The sequence below is a fragment of the Streptomyces sp. NPDC103540 genome (assembly GCF_055584445.1).
Genome location: NZ_JBVJMA010000001.1, coordinates 88,666 through 112,075, shown reverse-complemented (window position 1 = coordinate 112,075; position 23,410 = coordinate 88,666). Strand labels below are relative to the sequence as shown.

Below are 23,410 nucleotides of genomic sequence, written 5' to 3'. Positions count from 1 at the left end.
TGGCGGCCGGCCCGCTCCCGGGCCGGCCCGCCCGCCCCTACGCCCGTCCCCGCCCGGCGGGGACGGGCGTACGCGTGCGGGGCTCCCCGGTGCCCGTGGGCGAGCCGCCGGGGCGGTGGCGCAGCCGTACGAGGGCCGCGTACAGCAGGAGTCCGACGGCGAGGCCGGCGCCGGCGCCGAAGCAGACGGTCGGGATGATGTCGAGGGGGCTGCGGATCCGGTCGTGGAAGGTGAAGAAGCGGATCACCCGCAGGGTGATCCCGACCCCCGCGCAGGCCAGGACGAGCAGCAGTGCGCCCCACGACTCCGCGCGGCCGAGCACCGGTACGGACGCCGGGGCGGGAGTCGCCGGCAGCCGGCGCAGGCCGGTCACCGTGAACCAGCCCACGGCGCAGGCGGCGAGGGCCGAAGTGCCGTACTGGAGGAAGGTGTAGAGGGGCAGGCCGAGGGCGAAGGTCTCCTCCAGGGAGGGCAGCGCGTCGGTGCCCCACCGGTCGCCGTGCGTGAAGCTGTCCCAGACCACGTGGGTGAGGGACCCGGTCACCGCCGAGGCGTAGAACCACAGCGCGAGGGCGAGCGGCCTGCGCCCGTGCCAGGGCTCACCCCGCACGAAGGCGTGCACCCGCCCCCGCCAGGCCCGCGGCAGCAGCGCCACGAGCGGCTCGCGCGACAGCAGCCAGCACAGGGCGAGCACGGCCGTCAGGACGGCGTCGACGGTGAGCACGCCCGGCAGGGAGTGCGTGAAGGTGCCGTACTCCATGAAGCCGGGGACGACGGCGTCGGCGAAGAAGACGGTGTCCGGCGCGAACGACCCGAAGACCAGCGCCGACGCCACCAACGCGCCCCGCGCCCGCCCGCCGCGGTGGAGGGCCGGAAGTACGGCGGCGGCGTGGCTGAGTGTGAACGGCATGCGGGCCGACCTCGATTCCTTGCGTCGCCACAGTATGCGTGAGCCGCGCACGTACGTGGGGATCCGGTGAACAAGCCCGCACGGTGCGTGCCCTGTGCAGGGAGTTGTCGTAGGGTCACGCGGACGTCCAGGGGAGGGGTCCGCTCATGACGACACGAATATCCGTACGCGGCCTGCGCCGGGGAGCGGCCGCCGCGCTGGTCTCGGCACTGGTCGCCGCCGCGATGACGGCCTCCCAGGGGCCCGGCGCCCAGGGCCGCGAGGCCCGCGCGCAGGCCGACGGGGACCGCGTGCGGCCCGTCGCCGACGCGGCCGGGGCGCCGGGCGGGGACTCCGCCTACTTCACCGAACTGCCGCCCCTGATCAGCCCGGAGCCGCCGGCCGTGCTGCTGCCGGAGGGCCGGGCGCCGGACCCGGCCGCCCCTTCGGCCGCCGCCCCGCCCGTCGCGCCGGCGCCGGGGGTCGTGGTCCCGGTCGTCGCCCCGGAGGCGGCGGGCGCGCAGGGGATTCCGGCGAGCGTCCTCGCCGCGTACCGGCGGGCCGAGCAGCGGGTGGGGGAGAACGACCCCGGATGCGGGCTGCGTTGGCAGCTGCTCGCCGCGATCGGCAAGGTGGAGTCCGGGCAGGCGAACGGCGGCCGGGTCGACGCCGCCGGCAGGACGCTGCGCCCCATCCTGGGGCCGGTCCTCGACGGCAACGGCTTCGCCTACATCTCCGACACCGACGGCGGCGCCTTCGACGGCGACGCCCGTCACGACCGGGCCGTCGGGCCGATGCAGTTCATCCCGTCGACCTGGGCGGCGTGGGGTCAGGACGCGGACGGCGACGGCCGGCGCGACCCGAACAACATCCACGACGCGGCGCTGGCCGCCGGACGCTACCTGTGCGCGGGCGGGCGCGACCTGCGGGTCGGGGCGGACCTGGACCGGGCGGTGCTCTCCTACAACCGGTCCGGGGAGTACCTGCGCACCGTGCGGTCCTGGTTCGCGTACTACCTCCGGGGCGCGCACGAGGTCCCGGACGCGGCCGGTTCCGGTCCGGGCGCCGGCACTCCGGCGGGCCCGAGGCCCACGGAGCCCGGCCCTGCGGACCCGAAGCCGACGGACCCGAAGCCGCGGCCCACGCCCACACCGAGCCCGACGCCGAAGCCCACCCCGACGCCGGATCCGAAGCCCACCCCGACGCCGACACCGACGCCCACGCCGAAGCCCACGCCGACGCCGACGCCGACCCCCACGCCGACGCCCACGCCGACCCCGACGCCCACTCCGACGCCGACGCCGACCCCCACGCCGACGCCGACGCCGACGCCCAGCCCCACGCCGACGCCCACGCGGACCGGGTCCTCCGGCAGTCCGACCCCCGGCCCCGCGCCCACGGCCACACCGACCGCCTCGCCCAAGGCGAGCGCCTCCCCCCGGGCGACCGCGCGCCCCACCCCCACGCCCTGATCCCGCGGACATCCGCCCGCCCCGCCGCCCCGTCGCTCCGGCACGGGGCGGCGGCGTACCGAACGGTTCTCATCTCGCCCCCGCGTTGCTACGGTGCCCCCGCCCTGACGTTCCATCAGATTCCGGAGGCCCGGCATGCGCGCACTCGTCGCCGCCGCCATCGGGCTGGCCGCCGCGCTGGCCCTCGTCCTCGCCGTCACCGCCGCCGGGGTCCCGGAGGGCAAGACCTCGCCCAAGCCCCTGCTCACCACCGCGCCCCCCGCGCCCGGAAAGTAGAGGAGGCCCGGCATGAGACGCAGAGCGAGCCTCGTCCTGCTGGCCCTCGCCGTGTTCTGCGCGGCCCTCGCACCGCTGCTGCGCTGGTACGCGTACCCCCGACTGGCGAAGATCCCGCCCGGCCAATACCAGGAGATGGTCCTGGAGGCCAAGGACGCCACCCTCCTCGACTACGCGGGAGGGATGCAGCCGAAGAAGGTGGACAAGGTCACCATCGTCCAGACCCTGAAGGGCAACGTGGAGGCCTCCGAGGAGATCGAGGCCGACGCCGGCAAGGACGTCGTCGTCTGGGACACGCTGTCGTACATCATCGGGCCCGACGGCAAGATGGTCTCCCGGATACCCGAGCGCTACATCTTCGACGCCCACACGCAGGAACCGGTGCACGCCACCGGCGAGATGGTCGACGGGGACCCCGTCAAACGCGAGGGCATCGAGTTCAAGTGGCCCTTCTTCACCGAACCCCGCGACTACCTCTACTTCGACGCGCAGACGCGCACCTCCTCGCCGATCCACTACGTCGGCCCGCGCACCTACCGGGGCATGGAGGTCTACTACTTCGAGCAGACCGTGCCCTGGACCAAGGTCCCCATGCCGAAGAAGATGCCCATCGAGGGCATCGACCCCGCGACGATCGAACAGAGCACCGGAACCAGCCTCTGGTACACGGTCAAGGCGATGTTCTGGGTCGACCCGGTGACGGGCGCGCCCGTCAACGCCGAGCAGGAGATCCGGCAGGAGATGCGCGGCGGCATCGCGGCGGCCGGCCCCGACGGCCGGCTCACCGCCTTCGCCGGACACGTCAAGATGCGGCCCGACTACGCCGACCACACCTTCGAGCTGGTCTCCGCCAACCGTACGAAGGTCCTCGCCCTGCACACCTACGCCCCCGCCGGCTCCGCCCTCGCCGGGCTCGCCCTGCTGGCCCTCGCCCTGTGGCTGGAGGCGCGCGGCCGGCGCGCACCGGACGACCGGCCCCGCGAGGGGGAGGGCCTCAGCGCCTGAGCCGGGCGTTGGTGTGCCGGGTCGGCTCCGCAGTCGACGGGTCCTCGGGCCACGGGTGCTTCGGGTAGCGCCCGCGCAGCTCGGCCCGCACGGCCCGGTAGCCGCCCTGCCAGAACGACGCCAGGTCGGCCGTGACCGCGGCGGGCCTGCCGGCGGGCGACAGCAGGTGCACCAGGACCGGCACCCCCGCCACCCTCGGCGTCTCGGCCAGCCCGAACAGCTCCTGGAGCTTCACCGCGAGCACGGGCTGCCCGTCGCCGTCCCCGTAGTCGACGCGGATCCGCGAACCGCTGGGCACCTCGATCCGCTCCGGCGCCAGCTCGTCCAGCCGCCCCGCCTCGCCGGTGGCCCACGGCAACAGGCGATTCAGGGCCTGCCCGGCGTCGATCCGGGCCAGGTCGGCCCGGCGGCGGGCCCGGGACAGCTCGGGCTCCAACCACTCGTCGGCCCGCTCCAGCAGCGCCCCGTCGTCCGCCACGTCCGGCCAGGCCCCGCCCAGAGTCCGGTGCAGGAAGGCGAGCCGGGCCCGCAACGCCCGCGCCTCGGGCGACCAGCGCAGCAGCCCCGGACCCTCGGCCCGCAGCCCGTCCAGCAGGGCGGCCCGCACCGCCGCCGGATCGGGATCCCGCAGTGGGCGCGCGACGAGCTCGATCGCCCCGAGCCGCTCGACGCGACGGGCGACCAGGTCACCGTCCTCCCACCGCACCTCCTCGCCCGAGGACAGCAGGTGCGCCGCCGCCTCCCGCGCGGTCTCCGCGTCGATCGGCGCGGCCAGCCGCACCCGCGCCGACGCCGCGTGCGGGGGCCGGTCGGCCACGGCCACCGCCAGCCAGGGTGCCTCGCGCAGCGTCGACCCGCCGTCCGCCTCGGCCCCGGTCCCCGAGGCCATCAGGAACGTCCCCGCGCCCCGCGCCCGCGCCACCCGCTCCGGGAAGGCGAGCGCGGCCACCAGACCGGCCGCGGCGTCGTCACCCGCCCGGCCGCCCGACCCGCCCCGGCCCCGCTCCGCGCCCGAGCCCGAGGCCCGCTCCGCGCCCGCGTCCGAGCCCACGGCCCGCTCCGTGCCCGAGCCCGCGCCCACGGCCCGCTCCGTGCCCGCGCCCGAGCCCACGGCCCGCTCCAGCCGGCGCGCCTCGGCCCGCCAGCGGGCGGCGTACGCGTCCCCGCCGGCCCGCGCCGCGCGCCAGGCACCCGCCAGGTCGTCCCCGTGACCGCGCGGGGGCTCCTCGCTCAGCAGGGCCACCACCTCCGCGGCCCGCCGCGCGCCGAGCGCCTGCGCCCCGTCCAGCAGCGCCCGCGCCAGCCGGGGGTGCACCCCCATGCGGACCATCCGGCGCCCGCGCGCGGTGGGCCGCCCGGCGGGGTCCACCGCCCCCACCGCGAGGAGCACCTCCCGGGCCGCGGCCATCGCCCCGGCCGGCGGCGGATCCGGCAGCGCCAGCCCCGACGCGTCCGGATCGCCCCAGCAGGCCGCCTCCAACGCGAACCGGGCCAGGTCCGCGACCCGGATCTCCGGCGGGGGGAAAGCCGGCAGCCGCCCGTCCTCCGCCCGGTCCCAGCAGCGATACACCGTCCCGGGCGCCTCCCGCCCGGCCCGGCCGGCGCGCTGGCGGCCCGCCGCGCGGGACGCCCGTACGGTCGCCAGGGCCCCCAGCCCGCGGGCGTGGTCCACCCGGGGCTCGCGGGCCAGCCCGGCGTCCACGACCACCCGCACCCCCGGCACGGTCAGGCTGGACTCCGCGACCGCCGTCGCCAGGATCACCCGCCGCTGCGCCGAGGCCGTCAGCGCCTCCTCCTGCACCTCGGCCGGCGCCCGCCCGTGCACCTGGAGCACCCGCGCGTCCACCCCGCCCAGCAGCCCGGCGACCTTCGCCAGCTCGCCCACGCCCGGCAGGAAGCACAGCACGTCCCCCGAACGCTCCGCGAGCGCCCTGCGCACCACCGACGCCACGTGCGCCAGCTGCGCCGGATCCACCCGCGTGCCGTGCGGCGGGCGCACCGGCCGCGCCGGCGGCGCCCACACCGTCTCCACCGGGTGGGCCACCCCGGCCGCCTCCACCACCGGGGCGTCCCCGTCCGCGCCGCCCAGCAGCCGGGCCCAGCCGGCCGCGTCGGTCGTCGCCGAGGCCGCCACCAGGCGCAGCTCCGGGCGCAGGGTCCCGCGCACGTCCAGGAGGAAGGCGGCGGCGGTGTCGGCGTCGAGGTGCCGCTCGTGGCACTCGTCCAGGACCACCACGTCCACGCCGGCCAGTTCCTGGTCGCGCTGGAGGCGCTGGAGCAGGACGCCGGTGGTGACCACCTCCACGACCGTGTCGGGGCCCGCCACCCGCTCGCCGCGCACGGTGAAGCCGACCGAGCCGCCCGCGGCCTCGCCCAGCAGCCAGGCCATCCGGCGCGCCGCCGCCCGGGCGGCGATCCGCCGGGGCTCGGCCACGACCACCCTGCGCCGCACCCCACCCCCCACCAGCCCCGCCAGCACCAGCGGCACCAGCGTGGTCTTTCCGGTGCCGGGCGGCGCGCACAGCACGGCCGCGCCGTGGGCGTCCAGGGCCGCGGTGAGCGCGGGCAGCACCTCCCGTACGGGCAGGGAGTCGAGGGCGGCGGTGCGGATCACGTCAGTCGCGCTCGCAGACGAAGATCGCGGTCCCGGGGATCAGGTTGCCGCGCAGCGGGGACCAGCCGCCCCACTCCTGGTCGTTCCAGGCGGGCCACTCCGGCTCGACGAGGTCCACCAGGCGGAAGCCGCCGGCGACCACGTCGCGGACCCGGTCGCCGACGGTGCGGTGGTGCTCGACGTAGACGGCGCGGCCCCGCTCGTCCTGTTCGACGTAGGGCGTCCGGTCGAAGTAGGAGGCGGAGACGGACAGGCCCTCGGGGCCAGCCTCGTCGGGGAAGGCCCAGCGGATCGGATGGGTGACCGAGAAGACCCAGCGGCCGCCGGGGCGCAGGACGCGGTGGACCTCGCGCATGACGTTGACCGGGTCGGAGACGAAGGGGACCGCGCCGTAGGCGGAGCAGGCGAGGTCGAAGGAGGCGTCGCGGAAGGGCAGCCGGCCGGCGTCGGCCTCCACCAGGGGGACGTCCCCGCCGATGCGCAGGGCGTGCTGGAGCTGGCGGTGGGAGAGGTCCAGGGCGACGGGGCGGGCGCCGCGCGCGGCGAGCCAGCGGGAGCACTGGGCCGCGCCGGCGCCGATCTCCAGGACGTCCTTGCCCGCGAGGGAGTCCGCCGGGCCCAGGAGGGCGGCGTCGGCCTCGTCGAGGCCCTCGGGCCCCCAGACGAAGCGGTCGTCGCCGAGGAAGGCGCCGTGCTCGCTCTGGTACTCGTCGGCGTTGCGGTCCCACCAGCCCCGGCTCGCGCGGCTGCTCTCCGCCTCGCCGGCTTCCCGCCGGGTGGCCTCGGCGTCGTCCTCGGCGCCGTCGCCGGCCCCGTAGGCGTCTTCGGGGGCGTAGTCCTCTTGGTTCATGGGGCCCGTCGTCGTAGTCTGCGGATGCGTCGCGAAAGGGATGTGCGGCGGATGTGGACGGCCCATCACGGCGTCCCCGCCCACGAATTGTGCCGGTTATGCGGTCATCTGCCCGCGCTGTGGGCGTTCGCGCATTGACCCTGTCCGGCTGCCCCCGTATGCTACAAGTTGCGCTGCGAGCCTGTGCTCCTCAGACCTAGCAGGCTGCGCTTGCATCTGTTGATGTCCCCTCGGTTTTCGAGGCCCCTCCCCCTTCGGGGATTCGGGCTTCTTTGGCTGTCCGGCTTCTTCGGCAGATGCCGATAAGGGCTCCCGGCGTAGCAGTACCTACGACTTTCTGTCCGTAACCGGAGCCCTTTCCCACATGACGAGCAGCACCGAGACCACCGCCACCACCCCTCCGCAGGTAGCGGTCAACGACATCGGTAACGCGGAAGCCTTCCTGGCCGCGATCGACGAGACGATCAAGTACTTCAACGACGGCGACATCGTCGACGGCGTCATCGTGAAGGTCGACCGGGACGAGGTCCTGCTCGACATCGGTTACAAGACGGAAGGCGTGATCCCGAGCCGCGAGCTCTCGATCAAGCACGACGTCGACCCGAACGAGGTCGTCAAGGTCGGCGACGAGATCGAGGCCCTGGTTCTCCAGAAGGAGGACAAGGAAGGCCGCCTGATCCTGTCCAAGAAGCGCGCTCAGTACGAGCGTGCCTGGGGCACGATCGAGAAGATCAAGGAAGAAGACGGCATCGTCACCGGTACCGTCATCGAGGTCGTCAAGGGTGGTCTCATCCTCGACATCGGCCTCCGCGGCTTCCTCCCGGCCTCTCTCGTCGAGATGCGCCGCGTCCGCGACCTCCAGCCCTACGTGGGCAAGGAGCTCGAGGCGAAGATCATCGAGCTGGACAAGAACCGCAACAACGTGGTCCTGTCCCGCCGTGCCTGGCTCGAGCAGACCCAGTCCGAGGTTCGCCAGACGTTCCTCACCACCCTGCAGAAGGGTCAGGTCCGCTCCGGCGTCGTTTCCTCGATCGTCAACTTCGGTGCCTTCGTGGACCTGGGCGGCGTCGACGGTCTCGTGCACGTCTCCGAGCTGTCCTGGAAGCACATCGACCACCCGTCCGAGGTCGTCGAGGTCGGTCAGGAAGTCACCGTCGAGGTCCTCGACGTGGACATGGACCGCGAGCGCGTCTCCCTGTCGCTGAAGGCGACGCAGGAGGACCCGTGGCAGCAGTTCGCCCGGACCCACCAGATCGGCCAGGTCGTCCCGGGTAAGGTCACCAAGCTGGTTCCGTTCGGTGCGTTCGTCCGCGTGGACGAGGGCATCGAGGGTCTGGTCCACATCTCCGAGCTGGCCGAGCGCCACGTGGAGATCCCGGAGCAGGTCGTCCAGGTCAACGACGAGATCTTCGTCAAGGTCATCGACATCGACCTCGAGCGTCGCCGGATCTCGCTGTCCCTCAAGCAGGCCAACGAGTCCTTCGGTGCCGACCCGGCGTCGGTCGAGTTCGACCCGACCCTGTACGGCATGGCCGCGTCCTACGACGACCAGGGCAACTACATCTACCCCGAGGGCTTCGACCCCGAGACCAACGACTGGCTCGAGGGCTACGAGACCCAGCGCGAGACGTGGGAGCGCCAGTACGCCGAGGCGCAGGTCCGCTTCGAGCAGCACCAGGCGCAGGTCATCAAGAGCCGCGAGGCCGACGAGGCCGCCGCTGCCGAGGGCGCTGCCGCCCCGGCCGCCGGTGGCAACGCCGGTGCGGGCATCTCGGGTGGTTCCTACTCCTCCGAGGGTGCGGACGAGACCTCCGGCGCCCTGGCGTCCGACGAGGCCCTCGCCGCGCTCCGCGAGAAGCTGGCCGGCGGCCAGAGCTGATCGCAGCGCACGGCATCGACTCCACGCCACGGCGTGAGTCGAACTGAGTCCGACGACGAGGCCCGTCCCCTTCGGGGGGCGGGCCTCGCCGCGTTTCCCGGAGACGCGCCGAAGGAATCCCCAGGGCTCGGGCGGGCGCCGCGGCGTCCCGCCGCCGGCCCCGCGTCACGCCGTGTTCACACGAAACCGGCCAACTGGGGAATGGCGGGCCCGCCTTGGACGTTCTGTGCAGAGAACACGCGGCGAGGGAGGAGTGGTGACGGTGCTTGATCCACAGGGTCTGTACGAATGGGACGCCAAGGGCCTGGCGGTGGCCGACCTGGCGCTGGCCCAGGACTCGGCCGGGTTGGTCATGCTCTACCACTTCGAGGGCTACATCGACGCCGGCGAGACCGGCGAGCAGATCGTCGAGCGACTCCTCGACACCCTGCCCCACCAGGTGGTGGCCCGCTTCGACGCCGACCGGCTCGTGGACTACCGCGCCCGGCGACCGCTCTTGACCTTCCAGCGCGACCACTGGGCGGACTTCGAGGAGCCCCGCCTGGAGGTCCGCCTCGTCCAGGACGCCACCGGCGCCCCCTTCCTGCTGCTGTCCGGCCCCGAGCCCGACGTCGAGTGGGAGCGCTTCGCCCTCGCCGTCCGCCAGATCGTCGAGCGGCTCGGCGTACGGCTTTCGGTCAACTTCCACGGCATCCCCATGGGCGTGCCCCACACCCGGCCCGTCGGCATCACCCCGCACGGCAACCGCACCGACCTGATGCCCGGACACCGCAGCCCCTTCGACGAGGCCCAGGTCCCCGGCAGCGCCGAATCGCTCGTCGAGTTCCGCCTCGGCCAGTCCGGGCACGACGTGCTCGGCGTCGCGGCGCACGTCCCGCACTACGTCGCCCGCTCCCCGTACCCGGACGCCGCGCTGACCGCGCTGGAGGCCATCACGGCCGCGACCGGGCTGGTCCTGCCGGCGGTGGCGCACGCCCTGCGCACGGAGGCCCACCGCACGCAGACCGAGATCGACCGGCAGATCCGCGAGGGCGACGAGGAGCTGGTCAGCCTCGTCCAGGGACTGGAGCACCAGTACGACGCCGCCGCCGGCGCCGAGACCCGCGGCAACATGATCGCCGAACCGGCCGAGATCCCCTCGGCGGACGAGATCGGGCGCGAGTTCGAGCGCTTCCTCGCGGAGCGCGAGGGCGAGGCGTAGGCCGTCGGGGACCGGTACCCGGGGCCGGCGCGTCCGCGCCCCGGGCCCTAGGGTGCTCACCATGTTGAAAGTGGGCCTGACAGGCGGAATCGGTGCCGGCAAGAGCGAGGTCTCGCGGCTGCTGGCGGGGTACGGGGCGGTCGTCGTGGACGCCGACCGGATCGCGCGCGAGGTCGTCGAACCGGGCACGCCCGGTCTCGCGGCCGTGGTGGATGCCTTCGGGGAAGCGGTCCTGACCGCCGACGGACGACTCGACCGGCCCGCGCTCGGAGCCGTGGTCTTCACCGACCCGGAGAAGCTGCGGACGCTCAACGCGATCGTGCACCCGCTCGTCGGAGCCCGCTCCGCGGAACTGGAGGCCGCCGCCGGCGCCGACGCGATCGTCGTGCACGACGTACCGCTGCTCACCGAGAACGGGCTCGCACCGCTGTACGACCTCGTCGTGGTCGTCGACGCGGCCCCCGCGACGCAGCTGGCCCGGCTCACCGGGCTGCGCGGGATGACCGAGGACGAGGCCCGCTCCCGCATGGCCGCGCAGGCCACCCGCGAACAGCGGCTGGCGGTGGCCACGCTCGTGATCGACAACGACGGGCCCCTGGAGGCGCTGGAGCCGCAGGTGCGCGCGGTGTGGCGGGACCTCGTCGAACGGGCGGCCGCGGCGGCGAAGCCGGCCTGAGCCGGTTCGGGGTGGTCCGGGGCGCCGTGGCGCCCGGGCGGCCCGGGCCCGTCGGCCGGCCCCTCGGAACAGCCGGCGGCGCGTCCGGCGTTGAAGGCGGGCGTAGAGGGAAGGAAAGCACTGTGTCCGACACCACGCCCCCGCCGCCCGAGCGACCGTCCCGCGACCCGCGGCCCCCTGCGCCGGGCGCCGTCAGCCCGGAGACCCACGTCATCGACTACCGGGCCGCCGAGCAGCTCCTCGCGGCCCGCGACCCGAGAGGCGCCGTCCGGCTGCTCGACTCCGTCATAGCCGCCCACCCCGAGAACACCGCCGCCCGGCTGCTGCGCGCCCGGGCCTTCTTCGCGTCCGCGCAGCTGCGGGCCGCCGAGCTCGAATTCGAGCTCGTCCTGGAGCGGGAGCCGGACAACGCCTTCGCCCACTTCGCGCTCGCCCGCACCCACCAGCGTTCCGGGCGCGAGGAGCGGGCCCGCCGGCACTTCCGCCTCGCCGCCGCCCTCGACCCGCAGCCCGAGTACGTGGCCGCCGCGGGCTTCGACGCGTAGCACGCCGAGGCCGCGCGGGGCCCCGGGACGCGGGGCCCCGCGCGGCCGGGTTCAGCGCGTGTGCGGGGGATCGTACGGGGGCACGTCACGGCCCGGCTGGTAGTGCGGGCCCTGATGGATGTGCCGGAGGACGACGACCAGGTCCACGGCCGTCAGCACGACGAGCGCCGCGCAGGCCGCCGCCCAGCCGACCCGGCCGACGACCGAGAACACGGCCGCGCCGGCGGCGGCCCAGATCATCCCCCACAGACTCAGCCAGAACCGCAGCCGCAGCGGACTGCGGGCGGTCACCGGCTCGCTTCCGGTGCGCATGGCATCGCCCCGTCCCGTGTCGAAGCCCCCCTTCCATGCTGCCACGCGGCAGGGACCGGGCGGGCGGGCCGGCCCGGGTGGAGGGTCGGATCAGGGGTTCAGCTTGTTCACGGCCTTGACGGTGGTCTGCTTGAAGGCGGGCACCGGGGCGTCGGTGAGGTGCCCCATCTGTCCCCAGTTCACGACGGTGACCGTGGAGCCGTCCCGCCCGATGCCGAAGAGGTGCACGCCCGGCTCGGACTCCGGGATCGAGGTGTCGACCCCGTAGACGTGCGCGCCCTCCTCGACCGTCAGCTTCCCGTAGTCCTGCCAGGAGGCCGTGCCGCCGGGCGTCTTGCGCAGCCAGTCGGCGGCGCAGGCGGCCACCTTGCGCTCCAGGGCGGTTACCAGCTTGGCGGCGGCCGCGTCGGAGGCCGTGCGCACCGAGATCTGGACGGCGCCGGCGTCGACGTCGGTGTGGAAACCCCGGTGCCAGGCGCCCGTCGCGGGCAGCACCCCCTCCAGGCAGAACGGGGTGGTCTCCGGCAGGCCCTTGGTCACCTTGCCCGCGAACCAGGGGGAGGAGGCGTGCGGCGGGAGGTCGGTGCCGTTCAGGAACCCGGGCGCGGTGGCGGCCGTGGCGGTGGTCGAGGTGGTGAGGACGAGGGCGGCAGCCGCCGCGAGGGCGGAGGTGGCGAGGGCGGAGGTGCCGGTACGACGGAACACGTGGTCTCCCCGTGAGAGGTGCGGTCGAGGTGCGATGTGTCCACAGCATTGCCCGGCCGGTCGGGAGGGGGCGAGAGGCTGTGGCGGAATCGGGACACTGGAACGCCCGTATGGCCCCCGACCTGGGGGAACATCGTTTCCATGGAACGGGGACACGGGACGGGGGAGTAGTGGGCGAGGCAGGAAGGTCGGGCGAGGCGGAGGCTCTCGCACGGCTGATGAGGGGGCTGAAGGAGCGCGCGGGTCTCAGCTACGGCACGCTCGCGCGCAGGTTGCACACCAGTACGTCGACGCTGCACCGGTACTGCAACGGGGACGCGGTGCCGGCCGAGTTCGCGGCGGTGGACCGCTTCGCGCGGGCCTGCGGGGCGAGCCGCGACGAGGCGCTCGGGCTGCACCGGGCCTGGCTGCTGGCGGACGCGCGGCGGCGGGCGGTTGCGGGGAGTCCGATCGCGGAACGACAGCCGGAGCCGGAGCCGGAGCCGGAGCCGGAGCCGGAGCCGGGGCCGGGGCCCGTCGCGGGCGCGGAACAGGATCCGGAGCCGGACGCGGGCGCCGATCCGGGTGCGGGCGCGCGGCAGGCTTCGCAGGCTCGGGAGGCGGGGGACGGGCTCGCGGAGGGTCCCGTCGTGGAGGTCGCGCCCGGGCCGGTGCCGGTCGTCCGCCGACGGCGGGCGTTCGCCGTGGCCGCGGCCGGGGTGGCGGTGGCCGCCGCCGCGGCGGTCACGGTGGCGATGGTCGTACGGGGGCCGGACGGGCTCGCGACGGGCGCGGCGGGCATCGGCGGGCCCGCAGGCCTCGCCTCGGCGGGGCCGACGGGCAGCGCCGGAGGGTCCCCGTCCGGGCCGGGGGCGACGAGCCCGGGCCCGGACGGCGCGTCGGCGGGAGCGTCGCCGAGCGGCGCCGGGTCGCCGACGGGCACGCCGTCGGACGCCGCACCGGGCGGGCCCGCGGCCGGCGGCGCGGCCGGGTCGGCCGGGTCGGCCGGGTCCGCTCCGCCGCCCCCGCCCGCCGCGACGCCCCCGCCCGCGTCGGGGGCGGCCCCGCTCAAGGCCGCAGTGCGGTCGCACGTGTGGGCCGGGGCCTGCGACCACCGCTACCTCTCCGAGCGGGCCCCCGCGGCCGTCCCCGCACCGCCCGTGGAGGCGGACGCGCCGGCCTGGGCGCGGGCGCAGGGGGCGGTGCACGCCGGGAGCCAGATCGTGGAGGCCACCGTCCACGGGACGGGCGAGGGGGCCGTGGTGCTGGAGGGGATGGAGGTGCGGGTAACCGCGCGGCGCAGCCCGCCGGCCTGGAACGTCTACGGGATGTCGCAGGGCTGCGGCGGAGCGCTCACACCGGCGACCTTCGCGGTCAACCTGGACGCGCCCCGGCCGCTGGCCCGCCCCGTGGCGGGCAACGACTCCGGCGAGGCGCTGCCCGCCCCGAGCTTCCCGATGCGGGTCTCGGCCGCCGAGCCGGTCGTCCTGCGGGTGGAGGCGGCCACCACGGGATGCGACTGCGACTGGTCCCTCGACCTGCGCTGGAGCTCCCCGGGCGGATCGGGCACCCTGCGGCTCGACGACGGAGGGGGACGGGCGTGGCGCGTGGCCCCGACGGCGGGACGGCCGCTGTACGGGTTCGCGGGCGAGCTGGGCCGCTGGGCCCGCTGACCCAGGCCCTGTCGTCAACTCCCGTCGTCGCCCGGAGGGCGGCCCCGCGGCGTCCGGTGCGTGCTCTCGGCGTGCCGGGCGTCGCGGGGCAGGCGGGAGATGGACGGCAGGCCCTGGGGCGGGCCGCGTGGGGGTCGGCGTTCGCGCAGGTCAGCGGTGTTGTCAGTGGGCCCGCCTAGACTCGGCGGCAGTGGGCGTGCCGTGTGCGGCACGCCCGGACCGGGACCGGGAAGGGGGACGACATGACCGCGCAGCCGCAGGCGGAGCCGCATCCGTTGCTGCGTCGGGCCGCCGTGTTCCTGCCCGCCGCCGTCCCCCGCGAGGGCCGGTTCGCATTCTGGAGTCCGGAGGGCGACCCCTTCCCCGAGACCCTCTCCGAGGCCGGGGAGGGAGCCGGGACCGGGGGCGCGCGCTCGCTGCGGGTGGTCCGCCCGCACGGGGCGGGCGTGCGGACCCGTACCGTGCCCGCCGTGACCCTGTCCGTGGTCGAGGCCCTGCCGCTGCTGGCGCGGGCGAGCCGCAGCCGCGCCGCGCATCCCGCGACCCGCGCCTGGGGCACGGCCGCGGCCCAGGCGCTGACCCTCGTCGCGCGCGGCCGGCTGCTGCCCGGGCTCACCCCCGAGGGGGTCGACGCCTGGCGCGCGGGCCCCCTCGACGCGCAGGACGTCGGCTACCTGCGCGCCGTCGCCGCCGCCCTGCCGTACGAGGGGTACGCCACCCCGCTGGGCGGTCGCCGCCCGCTGACGCTGCCGGAGCCGGAGGCCCTGGTGCGGGCCTTCCTCGACGCCGTGGCCGACGCCCTGCCCCGTACCCCGGCCGCGCCGGTCGCCGCCGGGGCGTCGTTCGCCGCGCAGGAGCCGCAGCGGGTGCCCGGGTTGAGGGAGTGGGCCGCGCAGGTGGCGTCCGGCGCCGACGCCGGCGTGGGGATCTCGCTGCGCCTCGACCTCTCCTCCTTCCGCCTGTTCGACGAGGCCGAGCCGCAGGACGTGCGCCGCGCCGGGGCCGCCGTCGTCCAGGTCCACAGCCTCGCCGACCCGATGCTCGTCACCGACGCGGCCGCGCTGTGGGCGGGGACGGCCGCCGCCGGGTTCGGGGCCCGCGCCCGGGTCGACGCCGTCCTCGCGCTGCGCCGCGCCGCCCGGACCTGGCCGCCGCTGCTGCGCCTGCTCGACCAGCCGGTCCCGGATGCCCTGGCGCTGTCGGACCCGGAGCTGGAGGACCTTTTGGGCGTGGCCGCGACCCGGTTGGCGGCCGTCGGGGTCCTGGTCCACTGGCCGCGCGAGCTGGCCCGTACGCTCTCCGCCTCGGCGGTCGTCCGCTCCACCGCCCCCGGTTCGGCGACCGACGGCACCGCCTTCTTCGACGCGGCCGGCCTCTTCTCCTTCTCCTGGGAGCTCGCCCTGGGCGGGGACCGGCTCACTCCGGGGGAGATGGAGGCGCTCGCGCAGGCCCACCGGCCCGTCGTACGGCTGCGCGACCAGTGGGTGCGCGTCGACCCGGCGTTGGTGCGCAAGGCCCGCAAGCGCGAGCTCGGGCTGCTCGATCCGGTCGACGCCCTGGCCACCGTACTGACGGGGACGGCCGAGGTCGACGGCGAGACGGTGCCGGCCGTCGCGGTGGGGGCACTGGCGGCGTTGCGCGACCGGCTCACCGGGGAGCCGGCGGCGATCGCCGCGCCGGCCGGCCTGCGGGCGACGCTTCGGGACTACCAACTGCGGGGCCTGGCCTGGTTGGACCTGATGACCTCCTTGGGACTGGGCGGATGCCTGGCCGACGACATGGGGCTGGGCAAGACCGTCACCCTGATCGCCCTGCACCTGCACCGGGCCCGCCCCGAACCGACGCTGGTCGTCTGTCCGGCCTCCCTGCTGGGCAACTGGCAGCGCGAGATCGAGAAGTTCGCCCCCGACACCCCCGTGCGCCGCTTCCACGGGGGCGACCGCAACCTCGACGACCGGGTCGGCGGCTTCGTCCTCACCACGTACGGGACGATGCGGGCGGCGGCCCCCCGGCTGGCGGAGCACGCCTGGGGCCTGGTCGTCGCCGACGAGGCCCAGCACGTCAAGAACCCGAACTCGGCCACCGCGAAGGCGCTGCGCACCATCCCGTCACCGGCCCGGGTCGCGCTGACCGGCACACCCGTCGAGAACAACCTCTCCGAGCTGTGGGCGCTCCTCGACTGGACCACGCCCGGGCTGCTGGGCCCGCTCACCACCTTCCGGGCCCGGCACGCGCGCCCGGTGGAGCACCAGCAGCAGGAGGACGGCGGGAACGAGGCCGCGGTGGCCCGCCTGGCCGCGCTCGTCAGGCCGTTCCTGTTGCGCCGCAAGAAGTCCGATCCGGGCATCGCCCCCGAACTGCCCCCGAAGACGGAGACCGACCATCCGGTGTCCCTCACCCGGGAACAGGTCTCGCTCTACCAGGCCGCCGTGGACGAGGCGATGGCCGTGATCGAGGGCAGCGAGGGCATCGAACGACGCGGCATGATCATGAAGTTGCTGGGCTCGCTGAAGCAGATCTGCAACCACCCGGCGCAGTACGCGCGGGGCGCCGGCGCGGTGGAGGAGACCCGCATCGCGCACCGTTCGGGCAAGCTCGCCCTGCTCGACGAACTGCTCGACACCATCCTGGCCGAGGACGGCTCCGTACTGATCTTCACGCAGTACGTCACCATGGCCCGGATCCTGGAGAAGCACCTCACCGCGCGCGGCATCGCCAACCAACTCCTGCACGGCGGCACCCCCGTGGCCCGGCGCCAAGAACTCGTCGACCGCTTCCAGTCCGGCGAGGTCCCCGTGTTCCTGCTCTCCCTCAAGGCCGCCGGTACGGGCCTGAACCTCACCCGCGCCGGTCACGTCGTCCACTACGACCGCTGGTGGAACCCGGCCGTCGAGGAACAGGCCACCGACCGCGCCTACCGCATCGGCCAGACCCAGCCCGTCCAGGTGCACCGCATCATCGCCGAGGGCACCGTCGAGGACCGCATCGCCGAACTGCTGGAGGCCAAGCGGGCCCTGGCCGATGCCGTCCTGGGCTCCGGCGAGGCGGCGTTGACCGAGCTGACCGACCGCGAACTGGCCGACCTCGTCTCGCTGCGGAGGCCCTCGTGATCACCGCCCGGGACGACCGCCGCCGCACCTTCGAGACCGTGCCGCCCGGTATCGACGCGCAGACCTGGTGGGGTCGCGCGTGGGTGGCCGCCCTGGAGGAGCGGGCGCACGACCCGGCCCGCCTGGCGCGCGGTCGGACGTACGCGGCCGAGGGGCACGTCGACGCCGTCACCATCACCCCCGGGCGGATCGTGGCGTACGTACGGGGCGGTCGGCCGCGCCCGTACCGCACGGAGCTGAGCCTGGGCGTCTTCACCGACGCCGAGTGGGACGAGGTCCTGGAGGGGGTCGCGGCGGACCCGGCCGTCCTCGGGGCGCTGCTGGAGCGCGAGGTGCCGCGGTCCCTCGCCGCATCCGTCCTGCCGGGCGTGGGCGAGCCGGCGCCGCGCTGCTCCTGCCCGGACACCGGCCGGGGCCCCTGCAAGCACGCCGCCGCCCTGTGCCACCGGGCGGCCCGACTGCTCGACGAGGACCCCTTCGTCGTCCTGCTGCTGCGCGGTCGGGGCGAGCGGGAACTGCTCGACGACCTGGCCCGGCGCAGCGCCGCCCACGCCGCGCGCGAACAGCCCGACGCCGCAATGGACTTCCCCGGGGTGTCGGCCCGCGAAGCCGTCGCCCGCACCGTCCTGCCGCCGCTGCCCGCACCGCCGGCCGTGCCCGCCGCCGTGGGCCTGCCGCCCGCCTGTCCGGCGGACCCGGTGGCGCCCGATCCCCTCGCGCTGGACCAGCTCGCCGCCGACGCCGCGGTCCGCGCGCTCACCCTGCTGACCACGGGGGACGACCCGACCGCGGGCCTGAGCCTGTGGCAGGACGCGGTCCGACTGGCGTCCGCGCACCCGACCGCCGGCCTGACCGGTACCGCCCGGTCCCTCTACCGCGACCTGGCCCGCGCCACCGGCCGCACCACCACGGAGCTGGCGCGCGCGGCCGCGGCCTGGCGCCAGGGCGGCCTGGCGGCCCTCACCGTCCTCGACGAACCCTGGGACCCGCCGGCGGGGCCCTTCGACCGGGCCCGTCCGATCCTCCTCGCCGCCGGCCTGGGCTCCTTCCGGCCCGAGCGCAACCGCCTGACGGCGTCCGGGCGTCAGCTCCGGCTCGGCCGCGAGGGCCTCTGGTACGCCTACGAGTCCCGGCCGGGGGACGAGGACTGGTGGCCCACGCCCGCCCCGGCCTCCCCGGACCCCCTCGGCGTCCTCAGGCCGTGAGCCCCCGCCCGGGCTCGCCGTCGCGCCCGGCGTCGCCGTCGCGTCCGGTGGCGAGGCCGGCGGCCCAGCCGGCCAGGGTGACGAAGTCCCGTTCGCGCAGACCGTGTCGGGGGTGCACCCGCAACAGCAGGGCCGGCGCCGGGTGATGGGCGGCCACCCACGCGCGGTCGCGGGGGGTGATCATGTCGTCGACCCAGGCGAAGGGGCGTCCGGCCGCCCAGTCGAGCAGGGGGCGGGTCTTCCAGAACAGCCCGTCGGGGTCCTGGGCGAAGAGTTCCGGCCACTCCACGACGGGAAGGTCCTCGGGGAGCCCGATGTGCGGGGCGATCAGGGTGTTGGCCTGGTGGGTCCACGCCGTCGCCCAGGCCAGTTCGAAGGGCAGGGCCCGGAGCCGGGCGCCGTGCCGGGGGTGCAGGCGCACCCGCGTGCCGCGCCGGGCGGCGCGCGAGTCGGGGTCGCGGTAGGAGAGCCAGACGTCGGGGCGCATGCGGTGGCTCGTGTACCCGCGCAGCCCGGCGAACAGGGACCGGAAGGGGTTGAGCGGACCGTCCACGTCGAGAAGGAGCAGCGGTCGTTCAGTCATGAAGTAGGAAGTACCCCGTACACGATGGAGTGAAATGCCTACCGTCTCTATAACCCGAACGGGTTCACGGCGTTGTCTCCGGTACGGGGCGCGAAGTCCCCGAAACCCTTCCGGAAGGCAGGAAATCCTGATGCGTCACAGTCGTCGGAATGGCTTGATCGCGGCGATGGTCGCGGGCGGTGGACTGGCGGTCGCGGGGGTGGGTGCCCTCGCGCACGCCGACGCGGAGGCGGGCGGGCGGGCCGAGCGCTCCCCGGGGCTGCTCTCCGGGAACCTGGTGCAGCTGCCCGTGAACACCCCGGTGAACGTCTGCGGCAACACCGTCAACGTGGTGGGGCTCCTCAACCCCGCGGCGGGCAACCGCTGTACGAACGCCTCGGGCGGCGGGCATGGCGGCCATACCGGGTCGGGCCCGGCCCACGCGCATCCCTCCTCCGCCTCCTCGAACGCCGGCGGCACGGCGGGCGGGGGAGCGGTGGCCGTCGGAAGCGGAAAGGATTCCCCCGGACTGCTGTCCGGCAACGGCATCCAACTGCCCATCGACCTCCCCGTGAACGTCAGCGGGAACTCGGTGAACGTCGTCGGCATCGGGAACCCCTCCGTCGGCAACACCTCCGTCAACGGCGAGACCCCCACCGGCGGCAAGCCGGTCCAGCCGCCGAAGCCGACCCTGCCGCCCGTCGCCCCGCGCCCCGTCACCCCGCCGGCGCCGCAGCAGCCGGAGCAGCCGCAGGCCGGGCAGAAGCCGCACACCTCGGCGCTCGCCCACACCGGCGCCGAGGGCGTCGGCTACCTGCTGCCCGGCGGCGGCGCGCTGCTCCTCGGCGGCGCCCTGCTCTACCGCCGCTTCCGCGCGAGCCAGGCGTAGCCCGACCCCGAACGGGGCCTTGGCCGGGCCGGGTTCGCGCCTTCACGCGGATTCCCTCGCCCCGGATTCCCGGGCCGGCGCGGCGCGCCACCCGTCCAGGACGGCGTCGATCAGCGGTGCCAGCCGGGCCCGGGCCGTGAAGCGGGGCACCCCGGCCATCAGCAGGGCGTCGTACTCGGTGTCGAGGTGCCGCACGGCCGCCCGCACCGCCACGGACACCGCCTGCTCGTCGAGGGCCCGACCGGCCGCCGTACGTCCGACCCGACCGCTGCCGCGCACCGACGCGTGCGCGGCGATGTCCCGAGCGCGGTCGGGAGGACATCCGGGGAACAGCCGCAGGATCTCGGCGGCGAAGGCGGCCGTGAAGCGCACGTCCTCGGCGGCCCGCCGCCGCCGGTCGCGTTCCCGGCGGCGGGCCCGCGCCTCGGCGTCCGCCAGGCAGGAGCGTTCGGCGTGGGCCAGCGCGGCCTCCTCGACCAACAGCCCCAGGCGTTCGTAGCGGTGCCGACGCTTGTTGAGGCGCACCACGACCGCGGAGAGCGAACCGGCCTCGCGGGCCCTGCGGGTGAGCGCCGCGTCACCGCGCGGCAGGTAGACGAGATGGCCGAGGTCGGCGCAGTCCAGGCAGCGCGGCACGCCCGCTTCGCGTACCAGATGCCGGAGCGGGCCCTGCCTGCACTCGGCGCAGTGGATCTGCTTGCGCGACTCGAAGACGACGAGGCTCATAGGGTGGTGATACCGCCGGCCGATGCTTATATCACCTTGTCCGGACAGGTTGTCGGCCTTTCATCAAAGCTTCCTGAACCTCGTGTCGTCCTCCTACCGTGAGCCGGATGGGCCCGGTGGGCCCATGGGGGAGGGCACATGGGCGGACGGCAGGCGACGGCACGACGGCCGGGGGAGACGGCCCCCTCCGACCTCATGGGTCGGGAGATCGTCATAGAGCCCGGCGGCTGCACCGGATGGCACTACCACCGGGTGCCGCTCATGGCCGTCGTCACCTCGGGGGTGCTGACCCGGATCCTGGCCGACGGCGGCGTCGAGGTGCACCGGGTGGGCGACACCTTCGTCGAGCCCGCCGGCACCGACCACGTCCACCTCGGCCGCAACATCGGCACCGATCCGATCGTCCTGCTCGTCACCTGCGACCTCGCCGAGGACGCCCCCTTCGCCGTCCCGGCGCCACCGCCGCGCGGGGCACACCCCTGCGGCTGCCCGGGCCACCGGCGCTGATCGGGCGCCGGCCCCGGCCGCGACCCTCGCCGGGACGGCCGGCGCGCGGCCCGCACCGGTCCGGTCCTCCCGCCCGCGGAGACCCCCGTCCACCACGGGCGGCAGGACCGGACCGTCAGACCAGGCGGCGGATCTCCCCGCGCACCCGGTAGAAGCCGCCGGAAGCGGCGTGCAGACCGTCGACCACGTACCGCGCGCCCGGCTCCCGGATGCCGCGCGGGAACTGCACCTTCCAGGAGGACTCGAAGCCGTCCGACACGACCCGCACCCGCATCCGCCCGCCCTGCTGGACGCACTCCACGACCACGCCGCCGGCCGGGACCGCCGCCACGGACACCGTCGCCACCGCCGCGGCCGAGGCCGCCGGGGTGAACACCGGCAGCGCCGCCGCGGACTTCACGTCCACGACCGTCGGGACCGACCCCTGCTGCGCCGCCGCGATGGCCGCCTCGCTCGCGTCGACGCACACCAGTGAACCGTCGGTGGTGACCAGGTAGAGCCGCTCGTCCAGGTACTGCATCGACAGCGCCGAACCGCCGCCGGTGCCGAGCTTCCACAGCCGTCGGCCGTCCGCGTCGAAGCAGTACACCGAGGACGAGGAGTCACCCGCGAACACGTGGCGCCCGTCGGGCGAGGTGGCGCACGAGTACACCGACGCGTCGCACGGGTACGTGGCCTCCACCGCGCCGGTCGCCTTCGACAGGCGCTGCACGGTGTTGCGCGAGGTGCCCGCGTAGACGGCGTGCTCCTCCTGCCAGCCGAACAGCACCGAACCGGGCGTGCGGGTGTGCCACAACTCGCGGGTGCCGTCGGCCGCGTAGGCGGTGACGCCGCCGCTGTGGCCGTGGTAGACCGCGTCCTCGTCGGCGCGGACCATCCACGCGCCGGTGCCCGCGGACCTGCGCGACCACTGGTGCTCGTCCTCGTGGTCGATGACGGTCAGACCGCCGCCCGCGTCCGAGACGTTCAGCACGCCCTCGTGGATGTCGAGCCAGTAGATGTCCACGTCCGCGGCGATCCCGTACGCCCCGAAGGGCACCTTCGACGACAGGTCGTACACGGTGCCGTCGTCACACCCCGCGTAGATCCAGAACTCGTCCGCCACCAGGCACTTCACGCCGTCCGGCAGCGAGTAGCGGGCCAGCACCTCGCCGGTGTGGCTCACCGTGTAGACGTCGCCGGCCTGGTTGCCGACCCAGCAGCGGTCCTCGTCGACGTGGATGCCGAACGCGGCGGAGCCGGTGCGGAACCGCCACAGGACCGGGGCCACCGAGCGGGCGGTCGAGGGGGCCGAGGTCACCTGGCGGCGGGTCACCGCGCGGGCGGCGCGCACGCCCTGGATCGCCGGAGCGTAGCCCTTGCGGACCTTCTCGCCGACCTTCTTCGCGGCGGCCGCGCGGGCCTTGTCCACCGTGGGGAACGACGAGGTCTGGAGCTGGCCGTCGGCGCCGATGCGACCGTAGCGGACGGTCACCGAGGTGCCGTCGACGGTCACCTCGTAGAACTTGTGCGCCCCGCCGCCGTCCTGCGAGAGCTCCAGGTACGTCGTTTCCCGAGCCATGACAGACCCCTCCCGTGGTCGGGCCGACGACTCCGTGACGCCGGTGATCCCTTGCGAAGAACGTACGGGCGGGCACTGACAATGGGCCGGTGGACAAGTTCGAACCGATCACCTGGCAGGGGATGGCCGAGCGGCTCGCCGAACGGGCGGGGCGGGAGGCCGGGGCGGCCCCGTGGTGGCGGGTGGGCATCGACGGGGCCCCCGCCGCCGGCACCGACGTGCTCGCGGGCCGGCTCGCCGACGAACTCCGGGCACGAGGCCGCTCGGTGGTGGTCGTCCCGGTCGAGGGATTCCTGCGGCCGGCGTCGTTGCGCTTCGAGTTCGGGCGCCGGGACGTGGACCAGTACCTGGCGGGCTGGTACGACACGGGCGCGCTGTGGCGCGAGGTGTTCGGCCCGACGGACCCGGGCGGCGACGGGCGGGTGCTGCCCGACCTGTGGGACCCCGTACGGGACCGGGCCACCCGCAGCCCCTACGTCGAACTCCCGCCCGGCGGCGCGCTGATCGTGCACGGGCCGCTGCTGCTGGGGCAGTGGTTCCCCTTCGACCTCAGCGTGCACATCGGCCTGTCGCCCGGGGCGCTGGCGCGGCGCACCCCGGAGCCGGAGCGGTGGACGCTGGAGGCGTTCGCCCGCTACGCGCGGGAGGTCGATCCCGAGCGGTCGGCGGACGTCCTGGTCAGGGCGGACGACCCGGCGCGCCCCGCCTGGTCCGGCGCCGGATGACCCTCGCCGGGACGGGGGTGCGCGGGAGTCGGCGCGTCCCCGCCCCGGC

General features: G+C 75.4%; 21 protein-coding genes. 13 read left to right on the top strand and 8 right to left on the bottom strand.

Going from position 1 to position 23,410, the window contains the following annotated elements; all coding sequences use genetic code 11:
- Positions 1 to 37: 37 nt before the first annotated feature.
- Complete coding sequence (locus tag ACZ6ZI_RS00495) at positions 38 to 910, bottom strand: DUF4184 family protein (RefSeq protein ID WP_469513925.1); 873 nt, start codon at positions 908 to 910, stop codon at positions 38 to 40.
- A 146-nt stretch (positions 911 to 1,056) separates the two neighbouring features.
- Here ACZ6ZI_RS00495 and ACZ6ZI_RS00490 point away from each other — a divergent pair, with 146 nt between their 5' ends.
- From ACZ6ZI_RS00490 to pgfA, 3 genes are all read left to right on the top strand, one after another.
- Positions 1,057 to 2,361 (top strand): lytic transglycosylase domain-containing protein, encoded by a 1,305-nt coding sequence (locus ACZ6ZI_RS00490; protein WP_469513922.1) that lies wholly within the window; start codon positions 1,057 to 1,059, stop codon positions 2,359 to 2,361.
- Positions 2,362 to 2,496: 135 nt separating this feature from the next.
- Positions 2,497 to 2,637, top strand: a complete 141-nt coding sequence (locus ACZ6ZI_RS00485) for an SPW_0924 family protein (RefSeq protein WP_356879988.1) — start codon at positions 2,497 to 2,499, stop codon at positions 2,635 to 2,637.
- A 12-nt stretch (positions 2,638 to 2,649) separates the two neighbouring features.
- Positions 2,650 to 3,642: a cell envelope lipid trafficking protein PgfA gene (pgfA, locus tag ACZ6ZI_RS00480; RefSeq protein ID WP_469513919.1), complete on the top strand. Its 993-nt coding sequence runs from the start codon at positions 2,650 to 2,652 to the stop codon at positions 3,640 to 3,642.
- On the opposite strand, the gene hrpB is transcribed toward pgfA, so the two are convergent.
- Both hrpB and ACZ6ZI_RS00470 read right to left on the bottom strand, forming a co-directional pair.
- On the bottom strand, positions 3,632 to 6,256 hold the full coding sequence (gene hrpB, locus ACZ6ZI_RS00475; RefSeq protein WP_469513916.1) for an ATP-dependent helicase HrpB: 2,625 nt from the start codon (positions 6,254 to 6,256) through the stop codon (positions 3,632 to 3,634). The genes pgfA and hrpB overlap by 11 nt on opposite strands.
- Before the next feature lies 1 nt (position 6,257).
- Positions 6,258 to 7,106 (bottom strand): class I SAM-dependent methyltransferase, encoded by an 849-nt coding sequence (locus ACZ6ZI_RS00470; RefSeq protein ID WP_469513914.1) that lies wholly within the window; start codon positions 7,104 to 7,106, stop codon positions 6,258 to 6,260.
- A 364-nt stretch (positions 7,107 to 7,470) separates the two neighbouring features.
- Here ACZ6ZI_RS00470 and rpsA point away from each other — a divergent pair, with 364 nt between their 5' ends.
- The 4 genes from rpsA to ACZ6ZI_RS00450 all read left to right on the top strand — a co-directional run bounded on the left by rpsA (position 7,471) and on the right by ACZ6ZI_RS00450 (position 11,407).
- Positions 7,471 to 8,985 (top strand): 30S ribosomal protein S1, encoded by a 1,515-nt coding sequence (rpsA, locus tag ACZ6ZI_RS00465; protein WP_363055755.1) that lies wholly within the window; start codon positions 7,471 to 7,473, stop codon positions 8,983 to 8,985.
- Between the two features lie 262 nt (positions 8,986 to 9,247).
- Positions 9,248 to 10,186 carry a PAC2 family protein gene (locus tag ACZ6ZI_RS00460; protein WP_363055754.1) on the top strand — a complete coding sequence of 313 codons (939 nt, stop codon included), beginning with the start codon at positions 9,248 to 9,250 and terminating at the stop codon, positions 10,184 to 10,186.
- Between the two features lie 61 nt (positions 10,187 to 10,247).
- Entirely contained in the window at positions 10,248 to 10,862 is a 615-nt protein-coding gene (coaE, locus tag ACZ6ZI_RS00455) for a dephospho-CoA kinase (protein ID WP_469513911.1), read from the top strand.
- Between the two features lie 212 nt (positions 10,863 to 11,074).
- Positions 11,075 to 11,407 carry a tetratricopeptide repeat protein gene (locus tag ACZ6ZI_RS00450; RefSeq protein WP_363055815.1) on the top strand — a complete coding sequence of 111 codons (333 nt, stop codon included), beginning with the start codon at positions 11,075 to 11,077 and terminating at the stop codon, positions 11,405 to 11,407.
- A 51-nt stretch (positions 11,408 to 11,458) separates the two neighbouring features.
- Here ACZ6ZI_RS00450 and ACZ6ZI_RS00445 read toward each other — a convergent pair whose 3' ends face one another.
- Positions 11,459 to 11,719 carry a DUF6343 family protein gene (locus ACZ6ZI_RS00445; protein WP_469513908.1) on the bottom strand — a complete coding sequence of 87 codons (261 nt, stop codon included), beginning with the start codon at positions 11,717 to 11,719 and terminating at the stop codon, positions 11,459 to 11,461.
- A 90-nt stretch (positions 11,720 to 11,809) separates the two neighbouring features.
- Entirely contained in the window at positions 11,810 to 12,424 is a 615-nt protein-coding gene (locus ACZ6ZI_RS00440) for a hypothetical protein (protein ID WP_469513905.1), read from the bottom strand.
- 110 nt (positions 12,425 to 12,534) lie between these two features.
- Between ACZ6ZI_RS00440 and ACZ6ZI_RS00435 the strand changes: the two genes are divergently transcribed.
- The 3 genes from ACZ6ZI_RS00435 to ACZ6ZI_RS00425 all read left to right on the top strand — a co-directional run bounded on the left by ACZ6ZI_RS00435 (position 12,535) and on the right by ACZ6ZI_RS00425 (position 18,391).
- Positions 12,535 to 14,076 (top strand): helix-turn-helix domain-containing protein, encoded by a 1,542-nt coding sequence (locus tag ACZ6ZI_RS00435; protein ID WP_469513903.1) that lies wholly within the window; start codon positions 12,535 to 12,537, stop codon positions 14,074 to 14,076.
- Between the two features lie 242 nt (positions 14,077 to 14,318).
- Positions 14,319 to 17,186, top strand: a complete 2,868-nt coding sequence (locus tag ACZ6ZI_RS00430; RefSeq protein ID WP_469513900.1) for a DEAD/DEAH box helicase — start codon at positions 14,319 to 14,321, stop codon at positions 17,184 to 17,186.
- The gene (locus ACZ6ZI_RS00425) at positions 17,183 to 18,391 is read left to right on the top strand and encodes an SWIM zinc finger family protein (RefSeq protein ID WP_469513896.1); all 1,209 of its coding nucleotides are present in this window, start codon (positions 17,183 to 17,185) and stop codon (positions 18,389 to 18,391) included. The genes ACZ6ZI_RS00430 and ACZ6ZI_RS00425 overlap by 4 nt, the downstream gene beginning before the upstream one ends.
- Here ACZ6ZI_RS00425 and ACZ6ZI_RS00420 read toward each other — a convergent pair.
- Positions 18,381 to 18,974 carry a hypothetical protein gene (locus tag ACZ6ZI_RS00420; protein ID WP_469513893.1) on the bottom strand — a complete coding sequence of 198 codons (594 nt, stop codon included), beginning with the start codon at positions 18,972 to 18,974 and terminating at the stop codon, positions 18,381 to 18,383. The two genes, ACZ6ZI_RS00425 and ACZ6ZI_RS00420, sit on opposite strands and share 11 nt — an antisense overlap.
- A gap of 154 nt (positions 18,975 to 19,128) precedes the next feature.
- Here ACZ6ZI_RS00420 and ACZ6ZI_RS00415 point away from each other — a divergent pair, with 154 nt between their 5' ends.
- Complete coding sequence (locus ACZ6ZI_RS00415; RefSeq protein ID WP_469513890.1) at positions 19,129 to 19,842, top strand: chaplin; 714 nt, start codon at positions 19,129 to 19,131, stop codon at positions 19,840 to 19,842.
- A 42-nt stretch (positions 19,843 to 19,884) separates the two neighbouring features.
- On the opposite strand, the gene ACZ6ZI_RS00410 is transcribed toward ACZ6ZI_RS00415, so the two are convergent.
- Positions 19,885 to 20,568 carry a DUF2293 domain-containing protein gene (locus tag ACZ6ZI_RS00410; protein ID WP_469513886.1) on the bottom strand — a complete coding sequence of 228 codons (684 nt, stop codon included), beginning with the start codon at positions 20,566 to 20,568 and terminating at the stop codon, positions 19,885 to 19,887.
- 138 nt (positions 20,569 to 20,706) lie between these two features.
- Here ACZ6ZI_RS00410 and ACZ6ZI_RS00405 point away from each other — a divergent pair, with 138 nt between their 5' ends.
- A complete protein-coding gene (locus tag ACZ6ZI_RS00405; RefSeq protein WP_363055744.1) occupies positions 20,707 to 21,075 on the top strand; it encodes a cupin domain-containing protein in 369 nt (122 codons plus the stop codon).
- Between the two features lie 115 nt (positions 21,076 to 21,190).
- Here the strand turns inward: ACZ6ZI_RS00405 and ACZ6ZI_RS00400 are convergent, their stop codons facing one another.
- Positions 21,191 to 22,636, bottom strand: a complete 1,446-nt coding sequence (locus tag ACZ6ZI_RS00400) for a WGR domain-containing protein (RefSeq protein ID WP_363055743.1) — start codon at positions 22,634 to 22,636, stop codon at positions 21,191 to 21,193.
- A 122-nt stretch (positions 22,637 to 22,758) separates the two neighbouring features.
- Here ACZ6ZI_RS00400 and ACZ6ZI_RS00395 point away from each other — a divergent pair, with 122 nt between their 5' ends.
- Positions 22,759 to 23,361 (top strand): nucleoside/nucleotide kinase family protein, encoded by a 603-nt coding sequence (locus ACZ6ZI_RS00395; protein ID WP_469515733.1) that lies wholly within the window; start codon positions 22,759 to 22,761, stop codon positions 23,359 to 23,361.
- Positions 23,362 to 23,410: the final 49 nt, after the last annotated feature.